Origin of the sequence: Micromonospora okii (genome assembly GCF_020884795.1) — a bacterium.
Lineage (GTDB): Bacteria > Actinomycetota > Actinomycetes > Mycobacteriales > Micromonosporaceae > Micromonospora > Micromonospora okii.
Map to the genome: position 1 here is coordinate 635,037 of NZ_BBZF01000014.1, position 13,392 is coordinate 648,428.

General features: G+C 72.7%; 11 protein-coding genes, 1 tRNA gene and 3 pseudogenes. 1 reads left to right on the forward strand and 14 read right to left on the reverse strand.

Annotated features, from left to right (window positions below; translation table 11 throughout):
• Positions 1-30: 30 nt before the first annotated feature.
• The 9 genes and pseudogenes from LPU43_RS09445 to LPU43_RS09485 all read right to left on the reverse strand — a co-directional run bounded on the left by LPU43_RS09445 (position 31) and on the right by LPU43_RS09485 (position 8,088).
• The gene (locus tag LPU43_RS09445; RefSeq protein ID WP_373321679.1) at positions 31-1,341 is read right to left on the reverse strand and encodes a sulfate adenylyltransferase subunit 1; all 1,311 of its coding nucleotides are present in this window, start codon (positions 1,339-1,341) and stop codon (positions 31-33) included.
• A gap of 14 nt (positions 1,342-1,355) precedes the next feature.
• Complete coding sequence (cysD, locus tag LPU43_RS09450) at positions 1,356-2,267, reverse strand: sulfate adenylyltransferase subunit CysD (RefSeq protein WP_229399857.1); 912 nt, start codon at positions 2,265-2,267, stop codon at positions 1,356-1,358.
• Between the two features lie 78 nt (positions 2,268-2,345).
• Positions 2,346-2,608, reverse strand: a pseudogene (locus tag LPU43_RS09455) (3'(2'),5'-bisphosphate nucleotidase CysQ); the annotation flags it as partial.
• A gap of 109 nt (positions 2,609-2,717) precedes the next feature.
• Entirely contained in the window at positions 2,718-3,308 is a 591-nt protein-coding gene (pth, locus tag LPU43_RS09460; RefSeq protein WP_229399858.1) for an aminoacyl-tRNA hydrolase, read from the reverse strand.
• Between the two features lie 118 nt (positions 3,309-3,426).
• A complete protein-coding gene (locus LPU43_RS09465; protein WP_229399859.1) occupies positions 3,427-4,104 on the reverse strand; it encodes a 50S ribosomal protein L25/general stress protein Ctc in 678 nt (225 codons plus the stop codon).
• A 342-nt stretch (positions 4,105-4,446) separates the two neighbouring features.
• A complete protein-coding gene (locus LPU43_RS09470; RefSeq protein WP_229399911.1) occupies positions 4,447-5,427 on the reverse strand; it encodes a ribose-phosphate diphosphokinase in 981 nt (326 codons plus the stop codon).
• 54 nt (positions 5,428-5,481) lie between these two features.
• Positions 5,482-7,026: pseudogene (gene glmU, locus LPU43_RS09475) on the reverse strand (bifunctional UDP-N-acetylglucosamine diphosphorylase/glucosamine-1-phosphate N-acetyltransferase GlmU); the annotation flags it as partial.
• Between the two features lie 111 nt (positions 7,027-7,137).
• Positions 7,138-7,209 (reverse strand) — tRNA-Gln (locus tag LPU43_RS09480).
• A 12-nt stretch (positions 7,210-7,221) separates the two neighbouring features.
• A complete protein-coding gene (locus LPU43_RS09485) occupies positions 7,222-8,088 on the reverse strand; it encodes a helix-turn-helix domain-containing protein (RefSeq protein ID WP_229399860.1) in 867 nt (288 codons plus the stop codon).
• Between the two features lie 343 nt (positions 8,089-8,431).
• On the opposite strand from LPU43_RS09485, the gene LPU43_RS09490 reads away from it, so the two are divergent.
• The gene (locus LPU43_RS09490) at positions 8,432-9,121 is read left to right on the forward strand and encodes a TetR/AcrR family transcriptional regulator (RefSeq protein ID WP_229399861.1); all 690 of its coding nucleotides are present in this window, start codon (positions 8,432-8,434) and stop codon (positions 9,119-9,121) included.
• A gap of 28 nt (positions 9,122-9,149) precedes the next feature.
• Here LPU43_RS09490 and LPU43_RS09495 read toward each other — a convergent pair whose 3' ends face one another.
• From LPU43_RS09495 to LPU43_RS09515, 5 genes and pseudogenes are all read right to left on the reverse strand, one after another.
• Complete coding sequence (locus tag LPU43_RS09495; protein ID WP_229399862.1) at positions 9,150-9,626, reverse strand: DUF4383 domain-containing protein; 477 nt, start codon at positions 9,624-9,626, stop codon at positions 9,150-9,152.
• 128 nt (positions 9,627-9,754) lie between these two features.
• Complete coding sequence (locus tag LPU43_RS09500; protein WP_229399863.1) at positions 9,755-10,210, reverse strand: DUF4383 domain-containing protein; 456 nt, start codon at positions 10,208-10,210, stop codon at positions 9,755-9,757.
• A gap of 115 nt (positions 10,211-10,325) precedes the next feature.
• Positions 10,326-12,128, reverse strand: a complete 1,803-nt coding sequence (locus LPU43_RS09505; protein ID WP_229399864.1) for an ABC-F family ATP-binding cassette domain-containing protein — start codon at positions 12,126-12,128, stop codon at positions 10,326-10,328.
• Between the two features lie 112 nt (positions 12,129-12,240).
• Positions 12,241-13,197, reverse strand: coding sequence for a 4-(cytidine 5'-diphospho)-2-C-methyl-D-erythritol kinase (locus tag LPU43_RS09510; protein WP_229399865.1), 957 nt, complete (start codon positions 13,195-13,197; stop codon positions 12,241-12,243).
• A gap of 10 nt (positions 13,198-13,207) precedes the next feature.
• A pseudogene (locus tag LPU43_RS09515) lies at positions 13,208-13,392 on the reverse strand (16S rRNA (adenine(1518)-N(6)/adenine(1519)-N(6))-dimethyltransferase RsmA); the annotation flags it as partial.

The following is a 13,392-nucleotide window of genomic DNA, read 5'->3' on the forward strand; positions in this document are numbered from 1 at the left end:
AACGCCCCCGGGCGGGGCGCGGCGGTGGTGTCAGGAGGTTTCGACGATCATTCCCGCGCCGACGGTGCGGTTGGTGGTTTCGTCGATGATGACGAAGCCGCCGGTGGTGCGGTTGCGGCGGTACTCGTCGGCGAGCAGGGGGATGGTGGTGCGCAGCCGGACGCGGCCGATCTCGTTGAGGGTGAGTTCGGTGGGGTTCTCGTCGCGGTGCAGGGTGTTGACGTCGAGGCGGTAGTGCAGGCCGCGGATGATGGCGCGCGCGGTGCGGGTGGTGTGTTTGATGGCGTACTTCCCGCCGACCTGCAGGGGTCGGGTCTCGTCCATCCAGCAGATCATCGCTTCGATGTCCTGGGTGGCGGCGGGGGCGTTGTTCGGCCGGCAGATCATGTCGCCGCGGGAGATGTCGATCTCGTCGGTGAGGCGGACGGTGACCGACATCGGCGGGAACGCCTCCGCCACGGGGCCGTCGGCGGTCTCGACCGCGGCGATGCGGGAGGTGAACCCCGACGGCAGCACCATCACCTCGTCGCCCGGCTTGAGGACGCCGGAGGCGACCTGACCGGCGTAGCCGCGGTAGTCGGTCACGGTCGTGGACTGGGGGCGGATGACGTACTGCACCGGGAACCGCACGTCGACCAGGTTCCGGTCGGAGGCGATGTGCACCCGCTCCAGGTGGTGCAGCAGCGACGGCCCCTCGTACCAGGGCATGTTCTCCGACCGGGTGACGATGTTGTCCCCGCGCAGCGCGGAGATCGGCACCACCGTCAGGTCGGGGACGTCGAGTTTCGCCGCGAACGCGGTGAACTCGTCGGCGATCGACTCGAACACCTCCTGCGACCAGTCGACCAGGTCCATCTTGTTCACGCACAGCACCAGGTGCGGCACCCGCAGCAGCGAGCACAGGAACGCGTGCCGCCGGGACTGCTCGACCAGGCCCTTACGGGCGTCGACCAGGATCAACGCCAGGTCGGCGGTGGAGGCGCCGGTGACCATGTTGCGGGTGTACTGGATGTGCCCGGGGGTGTCGGCGATGATGAACTTGCGCCGGGGCGTGGCGAAGTACCGGTACGCCACGTCGATGGTGATGCCCTGCTCCCGCTCGGCCCGCAGCCCGTCGGTCAGCAACGCCAGGTTCGTGTACTCGTCACCCCGCGCCGCACTGACGGCCTCCACCGCGGCCAACTGGTCGGTGAACAACGACTTCGTGTCGTACAACAACCGGCCGATCAACGTGGACTTACCGTCGTCGACGCTGCCGGCCGTGGCGAACCGCAACAGATCCATCGGCCGACCCCCACCCCCGGCCCCGGCCCCGGCCTCGGTTTCGGTCTCGCCGGTCAGCATGTCGGTGCTCATCAGAAGTACCCCTCCCGCTTACGGTCCTCCATCGCCGCCTCACTGACCCGGTCGTCTCCCCGGGTCGCGCCGCGTTCGGTGACCCGCGTCGCGGCCACCTCCTCGATCACCGCCGCCACCGTGTCCGCCTCCGACCGCACCGCGGCCGTGCACGACGCGTCGCCGACCGTCCGGTACCGCACCCGCGCCACGAACGGCTCCTCACCCGCACGGGGGGTGAAGAACTCGTTGACCGCGTACAACATCCCGTCCCGGGAGACCACCTCACGGTCGTGGGCGAAGTAGATCGACGGCAACTCCACCTGCTCCCGGGCGATGTAGTGCCACACGTCCAACTCGGTCCAGTTCGACAACGGGAACACCCGGATCGACTCACCCGGATGATGCCGACCGTTGTACAACGACCACAACTCCGGCCGCTGGTTCTTCGGATCCCACTGCCCGAACTCGTCGCGGAACGAGAACACCCGCTCCTTCGCCCGCGCCTTCTCCTCGTCCCGCCGCGCCCCACCGAACAACGCGTCGAACCGGTGCTTCTCCACCGCGTCCAACAACACCGGCGTCTGGATCCGGTTCCGCATCCCGTCAGCGGACTCCCGCACCAGGCCCCGACCCAACGCCTCCGGCACCGACGCGACGATCAACTGCAGACCCAGCTCACCGACCCGGCGGTCGCGATACTCCAGAACCTCCGGGAAGTTGTGGCCGGTGTCCACGTGCATCACCGGAAACGGAATGCTCCCCGGCGCGAACGCCTTCTGCGCCAACCGCAACATGACGATCGAGTCCTTGCCGCCGGAGAACAGCAGCACCGGCCGCTCCAACTCCGCAACCACCTCACGCATCACGAAGATGCTCTCCGCCTCGAGGGCGTCGAGGTGCGAGACCCGGTACGCGGCGGGGGTGGTCATGACAGGGCCTCGATTCGCTCGGCTCCGCTCATGGATTCCAGACCTTTCCGGTCGGACTTGTGAAGAAGAACGCTCAGGCTACCCGGAATGCCTCTGCGGCGCTGCAAGCAACCGGGGGGCGAGATCCTCGCGACAGACCAGCAGGTCGGGCAGGCGGGGATCCGCCTCGTTGTATCTCAGCGCAGAACCGTCGATCCGGGAAGCATGCAGACCGGTGGCCGTCGCCACAGCCACCGGAGCGGCCGAGTCCCACTCGTACCGGCCACCCGCGTGGACGTACGCGTCGACCCCGTCACCACGGCGGCGCCCCTCGCCCCCGCCGAGCCCGTCGGCACCAGCCGGACCGCCCACCACTCGCTCCCGTCGCCCCGCCGCGACGTCGCCGGCCACGGCCCCGAAAGGCGCAGACTACCGACCGCGCGACCGCGCCCCGCGTACACCCCGGCCGGGTCACGCCCCGTGGTACAGGTTCTGCGTCGGCTCCACGCCCCGCACGACCACCGACTCGACCACGTCCGCCGCCCGGTCGACCAGGAACTCCAACTCCTTGCGCTCCGCCGACGAGAAGTCCGACAGCACGTAGTCCGCCGGGTCCTGCCGCCCCGGCGGGCGGCCGACGCCGAACCGCACCCGGACGTACTCCTTCGACCCCAGCGACTTCGACATCGAGCGCAGGCCGTTGTGCCCGCCCTCGCCCCCGCCGCACTTGAGCCGCACCTGGCCGTAGGGGATGTCCAGCTCGTCGTGGACCGCGATCACCCGCCCCGGCGGCACCTTGTGGAACTGCGCCAGCCCGGCCACCGGCCCACCGGAGAGGTTCATGTACGTCAGCGGCTTCACCAGCACCAGCTTCGGCCCGCCGAAACCGAGCCGCCCCTCGGCGACCTCGGCCACCGCCCGCCTGTGCCGGCCGAACTTCCCGCCCAGCCGGGCGGCCAGCAGGTCGGCCACCATGAAGCCGACGTTGTGCCGGTTACCGGCGTACTCCCGACCGGGGTTGCCCAGGCCGACCACCAGCCACGGCCCCGCCTCGTCCGTCACGCCACGCCCCTCCCGCTCTCACCGCCGCGCCGCGCCCGGCGGCGTCCGGCCACGGCCCGATACGCCGACAGGCGCCCCCGGACACCGGGAGCGCCTGCCGCACGGAAACGCGGACCGATCAGGCCTCGGTCTTCTGCTCGGCCTGCTCGCCCTCGGCGGCCTCGACCTCGGCGGTCTCCTCGCCGACACCGGCCTCGGCCTCCTCGGCGGCCTCCTCGGTCTCGGGGAGGGTGGCCTCGAGCTGCTCGGCGGTCGGCGCGGCGGTCACCGAGGCGACCGGGGACTCCGGGTCGGCGGCCAGCTCGACGCCGGCGGGCAGCTCCACGTCGGCGGCGGTGACCTGGGTGCCGGCCTCCAGGCCCTCGATCGACGCCTCCAGGCGCTCCGGCACCTTCGTGGCGTCGGCGGTCACCGAGAGGGTGTCGTGGTCGTGCACGATCAGGGTGTCCTTCGCGGCCTCACCGACGAGCTGGACGGGGACGTCCACGGTGACCTGCTCGCCCCGGCGGACCAGCAGCAGGTCGATGTGCTCGAAGCTGTCCCGGATCGGGTCACGCTGGATCGCCTTCGGCAGCGCGAGCACCTGCGTGCCGTCGCTGACCTCGATCGCGAAGAGCTGGTTGGCGCCGCCCTTGCGGATGGCGGCGGCGAACTCGCGCGCGGGCAGCGCGATGTGCTTCGGCTTCTCGCCGTGGCCGTACAGCACGGCGGGCACCAAGCCGGCCCGGCGGGTACGACGGGCACCACCCTTGCCGAACTCGGTACGGGGCTCGGCGCTGATCTTTACCTCGGACACGGGAAAACTCCTGATGCTTTCGCTGCGGCGGCTTGTCGTCTGGCGGTGCTGGGGCGAGGGGCTCGCAGGGGCTCATGCGTCATGAACGACTGCCCGGAGCACCGCGTCGATCACGGTGCCCCGTGCGGCGCCTTTCAGCGGCCCGCCGGGCACCCTCGCCGTGGCAACCTGAGCAGTCTACCCGAGCGAAATACGCCCCTGCCGGCAGTCCCCGCCTCCCCCGGCCCCAGGAGCGAAAAAGCCCAGGGAAACGGGGCGGAGCGCCCGATCACGGCGGCGGAAGGAGCTCCGGCCCCCGTACGCGCCGACCTTGGGACGACGGCCGGCGCGTACGGGCCGACGTCAGCTCAGGCCGCCGAAGAGGGTCGTCACCGACCCGTCGTCGAAGACCTCCCGGATCGCCCGCGCCAGCAGCGGCGCGATCGACAGCACCGTGATCTTGTCGAGCTGCTTCTCCGGCGGCAGCGGCAGCGTGTTCGTCACCACGACCTCGCTGATCGGGCTGTTCTTCAGCCGCTCCGTCGCCGGGTCCGACAGCAGCGCGTGGGTCGAGGCCACCACGATGTCCGCCGCGCCGCCCTCCCGCAGGATGTCGGCGGCCTTGGCGATCGTGCCGCCCGTGTCGATCATGTCGTCGACGATCAGGCAGACCCGGCCCTCGACCTCGCCGACCACCCGATTCGCCACCACCTGGTTCGGCTTGAGCGGGTCCCGGGTCTTGTGGATGAACGCCAGCGGGCAGCCGCCCAGCCGGTCGGTCCACCGCTCCGCCACCCGCACCCGGCCCGAGTCCGGCGCCACCACCGTCATCGGCCGGCCCGCGAACTTCCGCTCCACGTACTCGGCCAGGATGTCCATCGCGAAGAGGTGGTCCACCGGGCCGTCGAAGAAGCCCTGGATCTGCGCGGTGTGCAGGTCGACCGTGAGGATGCGGTTCGCGCCCGCCGTCTTGAGCAGGTCCGCCACCAGGCGCGCCGAGATCGGCTCCCGGCCGCGGTGCTTCTTGTCCTGTCGCGAGTACGGGTAGAACGGCAGGACGACCGTGATCCGCTTCGCCGACCCACGCTTCAGCGCGTCGACCATGATGAGGGTCTCCATGACCCAGGTGTTGACCCCATGCGTGACGGACTGCACCACGAAGGCGTCCGAGCCACGTACCGAGTCCTTGTACCGTACGAAGATCTCGCCGTTGGCGAAATCGTACGCGTCGGCGGGCGTCGGCGCGACGCCGAGCACCTCGCCGATCTCCTTGGCCAACTCCGGGAAGCCCCGCCCGGAGAAGAGCATCAGGCTTTTGCGATTTTCGGCGACGATGCTGCCCATGGGCTCGTCTGCTCCCGTTGGTCGGTGGTAACCCGGCTGCGGTGTGGGCCGGCGTTCGGTTGCAGTATCTCCCCTGCCGGACGGTCGTCCCACCGCCTCGGCACCCCCGTGGATTGCCTCACCTTCCCTTGCGGCTCACTGCGCCCCGGACGCACCCTCCGCCGCATCCGTCGCAGCCCCCCGGGCCCGCTCGGCCGCCTCCGCCGAGACGGTGCCGGCCCGCTTGCGGGCCACCCAGCCCTCGATGCTGCGCTGCGGCGCGCGGGTCACCCCCAGCGCGCCCGCCGGCACGTCCTGGCTGATCGCGCTGCCCGCCGCCACGTACGCACCCGGGCCCACCTCCACGGGCGCGATCAGGCTCGTGTCGCAGCCGATGAACGCCGCCTCCCCGACGGTGGTGCGGTGCTTGTTGACCCCGTCGTAGTTCACGAAGATCGTCGCCGCGCCGATGTTGGCCTTCGCCCCGATCGTCGCGTCACCCACGTACGACAGGTGCGGCACCTTCGCGCCCGCGCCGACCTCGGAGTTCTTCACCTCGACGAACGTGCCGACCTTGGCCTTCTCGGCCAGCTTCGCCGCCGGCCGCAGGTACGCGTACGGCCCGACGCTGGCCCCCGGCCCGACCTCGGCGTCGACCGCGTGGCTGCGCAGCACGGTCGCGCCGGGGCCGACGACCGTGTCGATCAGCGTCACGTCCGGGCCGACCACGGCCTCCGCGCCGACGACCGTGCCGCCCCGTAGCTGGGTGTTCTGGTCGATCACCGCGTCCCGGTCCACCGCCACCGTCACGTCGATCCAGGTGGTCGCCGGGTCCAGGATGGTCACGCCGGCGCGCATCCAGCGCTCGTTCACCCGGTCGCGCAGCAGCCGGCGCAGCGCCGCCAGCTCGACCCGGTCGTTGCAGCCCAGCGTCTCGACGTGGTCGGCGGCCAGATGCACCGCCACCGGCTCGCCGGCCGAGACGAGCAGGCCGAAGACGTCGGTCAGGTACTCCTCGCCCTGGTCGTTGTCGGTGGAGAGCTTGCCCAACGCCTCCCGCAGCCGCACCGCGTCGAACGCGTAGATGCCGGCGTTGATCTCCCGCAGCGCGCGCTGCTCGGCGGTGGCGTCGCGCTCCTCGACGATCTGCCGCAGCCCGCCCCCGGCGTCGCGGACGATCCGGCCCAGCCCCGTCGGGTCGGGCACCTCGGCGGCCAGCACGGTGGCCGCGACCCCGGCGGTCTCGTGCGCGTCGACCAGCGCGACGACCGTCTCGGGCCGCAGCAGCGGCGCGTCCCCGTTGATCACCACCACGGTCCCGGCGGCGTCGGGCACGGCGTCCAGCGCGATCCGCACCGCGTGGCCGGTGCCGAGCTGCTCGGCCTGGAGCACCGGGACGGCGTCCGGGGCGACCTCGGCCAGGTGCGCCCGGACCTGCTCGGCGCCGTGGCCGACGACGACCGCCGTCCGGTCGGCGGCGAGCGGGCCGGCGGCGGTCAGCACGTGGCCGAGCAGGGTGCGGCCGAGCAGCGGGTGCAGCACCTTGGGCAGCGCCGACTTCATCCGCTTGCCCTCACCGGCGGCGAGCACGACGACGGTGCGGGGGTGGGGCTGGGGCACGACGTGGCTCCCGTCGGGACGGCGACAGTCTCGCGGCCATGCTATCCACGCAATGCCGGCGATCCCCATCCGCCCAGACAAATGCCGGCATACTTCGGCAGCGGACGCGAGCTGGGGTGCCTGGATTCGAACCAGGAGCTCAAGGCTCCAAAGGCCTGCGGGTTGCCGTTACCCCACACCCCATCGCTCGTCGGCTCAGCGTAGCGGCACATCGATCCCGTCCGGCGCGCCGCCCACCGAGCGGAACAGCTCGGTGATCATACCCTCGATCCGCCAGTAGAGCTCGCGACTGCGTGGCACCGTGATCATCAGACACCCGCGGTAGTCCTCTCCGGTGTTGCGCCGGACCGTCGCGGGATTGTGCCGTTTCAGCACGGCCGGTCCGAAGCGTTCGGCCGGCAGCCCCAGCCGCCCCACCCACCACCGCTGCGCCGCGTCGACGTCGGCCGACTCGTGGATGCTCAGCCGGTAGCCGGGCACGTCACGGGCGACCCCGCACTCGGCGAGGAACCGCAGGAAGAGCGCGAGCAGGCCCGGATCGCTGTTGATGAACTGCAGGCGGTCCTGCGGACGCCACGGCTTGGACTTGGCGCCCTCGCACCAGTAGATCGCCGCGCCGAGAAGCAGATAATCGCGCCGGTCCACGGACCCGACCTCCCGCGCGGCGCGCTGCTGCGTCTCGGCCCGGCGGGCCTCGCGGGCCCGGTTGTGGGCCGCCCACCGGGCCTCGGTCATCTGCTTCGCGTGTGCCCGGCGGCGCTGCGCGGTCGCGTCGTCCGGGTCGAGCGGCAGGTGTCGCACCCACTGGTACGCGGTCGACTTCGCCACCCCGAGCCGGCGCGCGATGTCGTTGATCGACCGGCCCTCGGCGCGCAGCTCCACCGCCTCCGCCCGGAGGTCGTCCTTCGCGTTGGGCCGCCGGGTCCGCTCCGGCGCGGGCACCCCCCGGAGCAGCTCGTACGCCCGGTTGCGGCCGATGCCCAGCCGGTCGCGGATCTCCCGGACGCTGAGCTGCTCGTCGGTGCGCAGGCGACGGGCCTCGGCAGCCAGCGGGTCGGTCATGGGCGGCAGGCTAGAACGCCGATACGACAGCGGGGGCCCCGTCGGGTCCAGTGGGTGGCGCTCGCACCCGCCCGGCCGGTGCGGCCGGTCGCCGTACGATGGGCAGGCCCGGCGGCGCGTTTCGCGCGGTCCGGCCGGCGCTCGCCGCCCGCTCGGGCCGTCGAGCCGACAGTTGGCCCGCTCGGGCTACCGGCCCACGGTTGGCTCATGTGGGTCGCCGGGCCGGCGGTTGGCCCGCGCGGGCTGCCGCGCCGGCGGCCGGCTGGCAGGATGGCCGGGCGGCGCGAGCCGCGGCGGCATCCATTCGACGACAGGCGTCACCGAGCGCCGGCGAGGTGACGACATGGCAGACGGTGCGGGCGGCGAGGGCGGCACGGGCGGGCGGCGCGCGCTGCCGGCGGCCTCGGGCAAGCCCGCGTCCCGGGTACGGATGTCGGCGGCCCAGCGGCGCGAGCAGTTGATCTCGATCGGCCGGCAGATCTTCGCCGAGCGCGGCTTCGACGCGACCTCGATCGAGGAGGTGGCGGCCCGGGCGAAGGTCTCCAAGCCGGTGGTCTACGAGCACTTCGGCGGCAAGGAGGGGCTGTACGCGGTGGTGGTGGACCGGGAGGTCCGCGCCCTGCTGGACCGGATCACCACGGCCCTGACCGCCGGCCACCCGCGCGAGCTGCTGGAGCAGGCGGCGATGGCCCTGCTCGGGTACATCGAGGAGGAGACCAGCGGGTTCCGGGTGCTGGTGCGGGAGTCGCCGCTGATGTCGGCGACGGGCAACTTCAGCAGCGTCATGAACGACGTCGCGCACCAGGTCGAGCACATCCTCGGGGCGGAGTTCAAGACCCGGGGGTACGACCCGAAGCTGGCCGAACTCTACTCGCAGGCCCTGGTCGGCATGGTGGCGTTGACGGGGCGGTGGTGGTTGGAGGTGCGCAGGCCGCGCAAGGAGACGGTGGCCGCGCACCTGGTCAACCTGGCCTGGAACGGGCTGTCGCACCTGGAGGCGAAGCCGACGTTGATCACCGCCCGGGGCCGCTGACCGCACCTCCGAGGGGGTCGCGCGGCGGTCAGCGACCCCCGGCGTCGGCGAGGGGCGAGCGGCGGCGGCGTTCCTCGGCCTCGGCGTGCTCGGAGGTGCCCACCCGGTCGTAGAGGCCGGTGGCGAGCAGCACCAGCCCGAACAGCAGCGACACGATGACGGTGGACATCGAGAAGTTGAGGAAGTTCGCGTCGGTCTGTAGGAACGCCATCATCAGGACGCCGGTGACCAGGAAGACCACCCCGGCGGTGAGGTTCATGTAGTGGCCGAGGTTGGTGCGCCGGGAGGCGCCGACCATGAGCACGATCCCGAAGACCACGGAGACGAGCGAGAACGCCAGGTTGGTGCGCAGGCCGAGGACCCAGTGGCTGCCCCGGGCAAAGAGCCCCTCGCCCCAGGTCTCGAAGACCCCCCAGACGCCGAAGAGCAGGATGTAGAGCCCGATGACCCCGGCGAGGACCCGGTAGAGCGCGCGCGCCGGGTGGTTGACCGGAAAGTGCGGCATGACCCCTCCGTCCGATTGTTGCCACTCGGAAGGATTGTCGCCCGATCGGGCGTCGGGCGCGGGCCGAACCGCCGGAGCGCGGGCCGGCAGCCGCCGACCCGCGCTCCGTCACCGGGAGATCAGGGGAGTCAGAGGACGAGCCGGGCCTTCTGCCAGGCCTCGTTCTCTTCGTCGCTGCCGACCTTGCCGTACATGCCGGCCATCAGGAGCACCATGGCGAGGGTCAGCACCACGATGACGGTGATGACGGTGAAGTTGAGGACGTTCGCGTCGGTCTGCAGGAAGGCCAGCTCGGCCAGGCCGAGCACGAGCAGCGCGTACGCCAGCCACTGGTTGATGGCGACGTCGAGGTTGCGGCCGATCACGGTGCCGGCCATGATCGCGATGCCGAGCAGGATGGTGAGCACCGAGAAACCGAGATTGGTCCCCTGGCCGAGCACCTTGGTGTCATCCTGGGCGAAGACGTCGTTGCCGGCGCTGGCGATGATGCCGAGCACCCCGAAGACCAGGAAGTACAGACCAACGAGCCCGCCGATCGCCCGGTAGATCGGCCGCGCGGGGTGGTTGACGGGGGTGTGGGCCATGTCTGAGTCTCCAAGACCGTGCGGGTGAGGGGTCCTCGCAATTGTCCCGCACGGCGGGCTGTGACGCCGCACACCCCCCACCCGGGGTCCTGCTCAACCCCTGCGTGCCGCCCGTTCAGCCCCCGGGCACCTGCTCGGCGAGGGCCAGCCAGGTCTCCTCGACCTGTTCCCGTTCGGCCCGGACGTCCTTGAGCTGGCCGTCCAGCTCGGCGACCCGGGCGTAGTCGGTGGCGTTCGCGGCGAGCTGGTCGAGCAGCGCCGCCTCCTTCTGCTCCAGCTTGGCGATCTGGCGTTCCAGCCGGGCGAGTTCCTTCTTCGCCTGCCGGGCCTCGGCGGCGGACATGCCGCCCGCCGCCGGCACGTCGGCCGCCCCGGCGCGCGGCGGCTCGGGCGCGGCGGGCTGCCGGTCGCCGGCCCGGGCGAGGTACTCCTCGACGCCGCCGGGCAGGTGCACGAGCCGGCCGTCGCCGAGCATCCCGTACGCGGTGTCGGTGACCCGTTCGATGAGGTACCGGTCGTGGCTGGCCACGATGATCGTGCCGGGCCAGGAGTCGAGCAGGTCCTCCAGCGCGGCGAGGGTGTCGGTGTCGAGGTCGTTGGTGGGTTCGTCGAACAGGAGCACGTTGGGCTCGCCGGCGAGCAGCCGGAGCATCTGCAACCGGCGGCGCTCCCCGCCGGAGAGGTCGCTGACCGGGGTCCAGAGCCGGCGGTCGTCGAAGCCGAAGACCTCGGCGAGCTGGGCTGCGGAGACCTCCCGGTCGCCGAGCTGCACCCGCCGGGCGACCTCCTCGACGGCTTCGAGGACGCGCAGGTGGCCGGGGAGTTCGGCGAGCTCCTGGGAGAGGAACGCGGGCCGGACGGTGGAGCCGGTGGCGAACCGGCCGCCGTCGGGGCGGGTGATGCCGGCGAGCATCCGCAGCAGGGTGGTCTTGCCGGCGCCGTTGCGGCCGAGGACGGCGATCCGGTCGCCGGGGCCGACGTGCCAGGTGGTGTCGTGCAGGATCTCCTTGGGGCCGGCGTGCAGCCGGACGTGCTCCAGGTCGTACACCTGCTTGCCGAGCCGGGCGGTGGCGAGCCGTTGCAGGGACATGGTGTCGCGCGCCGGCGGCACGTCGGCGATCAGCGCGTTGGCGGCGTCGATGCGGAACTGCGGCTTGGAGGTCCGGGCGGGCGGGCCGCGGCGCAGCCAGGCGATCTCCTTGCGCAGGAGGTTCTGCCGGCGGGCCTCGGTGGCGGCGGCGACGCGCTCCCGCTCGGCGCGGGCCAGCGTCCAGGCGGCGAAGCCACCCTCGTAGGCCCGGACGGTCTGGTCGGCGACCTCCCAGGTGGTGGTGCAGACCGCGTCGAGGAACCACCGGTCGTGGGTGACCACGACGAGCGCGCCCTTGCGGCCGACGAGGTGCCGGGCCAGCCAGTCGACGCCGCCGACGTCGAGGTGGTTGGTGGGCTCGTCGAGGATCAGCAGGTCGCAGTCGCGGACCAGCAGGGCGGCGAGCGCGACCCGGCGGCGCTCGCCGCCGGACATCGGGCCGACGGGCGCGTCGAGGCCGAGGTGGGGCATGCCGAGGCCGTCGAGGATGGCCCGGACCCCGGCGTCGCCGGCCCACTCGTGCTCGGCGCCCATGCCCTCGCCGAGCCAGGCGGTGCCGAGCACCACGTCCCGGACGGTGGCCTCGGGGGCGAGTTGGAGGGTCTGCGGCAGCCAGAGGACGCGCAGGTCGCGCCGGTGGGTGACCCGGCCGTCGTCGGGCTCCTCCTGCTTGGTGAGCAGCCGCAGGAGGGTGGACTTGCCGGCCCCGTTGAGCCCGACGACACCGATCCGGTCGGCGTCGTCGAGGCCGAGGGAGACGTCGGTGAGCAGCGGCCCGGCCGCGCCGTACCCCTTGGACACCCGGTCCAGGTTGACGATGTTGGCCACGACCTCACCTTTCATGATCAAGGCGTCCCGGTGCCGGCGGGCACCTGGGGACGCCTGCTTCAAGGGTACGCGGAGACTCCGCCCGCTCCGGCGGGCGTCGGGGTGGTGCGGCTCAGCCGATCCGGGCGCCCGCCACGGGCCCGTGCGCGACGCGCGCCTCCCGGCACACGCCGGCCGCGTCCAGCTCGGCGGCGATCCGCTCGGCGTCGGCGGCGTCGGCGGCGAGGAAGACGCAGGTCGGGCCGGAGCCGGAGACGATGCCGGCGAGCGCCCCGGCGGCCTCGCCGGCCTTCAGGGTGGCGGCCAGGGACGGGCGCATGGCGAGGGCGGCGTCCTGGAGGTCGTTGCCGAGGGTGGCGGCGAGCACCCGGGGGTCGCGCTGGCGCAGCGCGGCGAGGAGGGCGTCGGTGCTGCCCAGCGGCGGGCCGGCGGCCCCGGCGGCGCGGAGCCGGTCGAGTTCGGCGTACGCGGCGGGGGTGGAGAGCCCGCCGTCGGCGAGGGCGACCACCCAGTACCAGGAGGTGGGGCGGGCCAGCACCGGGCTGACCGCCTCGCCCCGGCCGGTGCCGAGCGCGGTGCCGCCGTGGATGAGGAACGGCACGTCGGAGCCGAGGCCGGCGGCGATCCCGGCCAGCTCGTCGCGGGACAGGCCGGTGCCCCAGAGCGCGTCGCAGGCGACGAGGGTGGCCGCGGCGTCGGCGCTGCCGCCGGCCAGGCCCCCGGCGAGCGGGATCTGCTTGCGCAGGTGCAGCCGGGCGTGCGCGGGGACGCCCGCGTACGCGGCGAGGGCGTGGGCGGCCCGGATCACCAGGTTGGTGTCGTCCAGGGCCAACGCGCCCGCGCCCTCCCCCTCCATCGTCAGGGCGAGGGTGTCGCCCCGGCGGGCGGTCAGCTCGTCGTGGATGGAGATCGCGTGGTAGACGGTGTTCAGCTCGTGGTAGCCGTCGCGGCGCAGCGGGCCCACCCCGAGGTGCAGGTTGACCTTGGCGGGCACGCGTACCCGGACCGGGCCGCTGGCTCCGCGCGGCCGCTGGTCGTCATCGTCGTCCGGTTCCCACGCCTCGGTCACGCGCGTCAGCCTACTGGGCGGCCGGTGCGGCGGTCGGAGCCGACGCGGCTACGGCGGCGAACTGCTCGACGGTGAGGGACTCCCCGCGCGCGCCGGGGTCCACGCCGGCGGCGGTGAGCGCGGCGGCGGCCCGGTCGGCGCCGCCGGCCCAGCCGGCGAGGGCGGCCCGCAGGGTCTTGCGGCGCTGCGCGAACG

Bases quoted from the DNA above. Each gene is read 5' to 3' on its own strand.
- cysD (WP_229399857.1), bottom strand. From the start codon at position 2,267: ATGACCACCCCCGCCGCGTACCGGGTCTCGCACCTCGACGCCCTCGAG.
- LPU43_RS09470 (WP_229399911.1), bottom strand. From the start codon at position 5,427: ATGGGCAGCATCGTCGCCGAAAATCGCAAAAGCCTGATGCTCTTCTCC.
- LPU43_RS09485 (WP_229399860.1), bottom strand. From the start codon at position 8,088: ATGACCGACCCGCTGGCTGCCGAGGCCCGTCGCCTGCGCACCGACGAG.
- LPU43_RS09490 (WP_229399861.1), top strand. From the start codon at position 8,432: ATGGCAGACGGTGCGGGCGGCGAGGGCGGCACGGGCGGGCGGCGCGCG.
- LPU43_RS09495 (WP_229399862.1), bottom strand. From the start codon at position 9,626: ATGCCGCACTTTCCGGTCAACCACCCGGCGCGCGCGCTCTACCGGGTC.
- LPU43_RS09500 (WP_229399863.1), bottom strand. From the start codon at position 10,210: ATGGCCCACACCCCCGTCAACCACCCCGCGCGGCCGATCTACCGGGCG.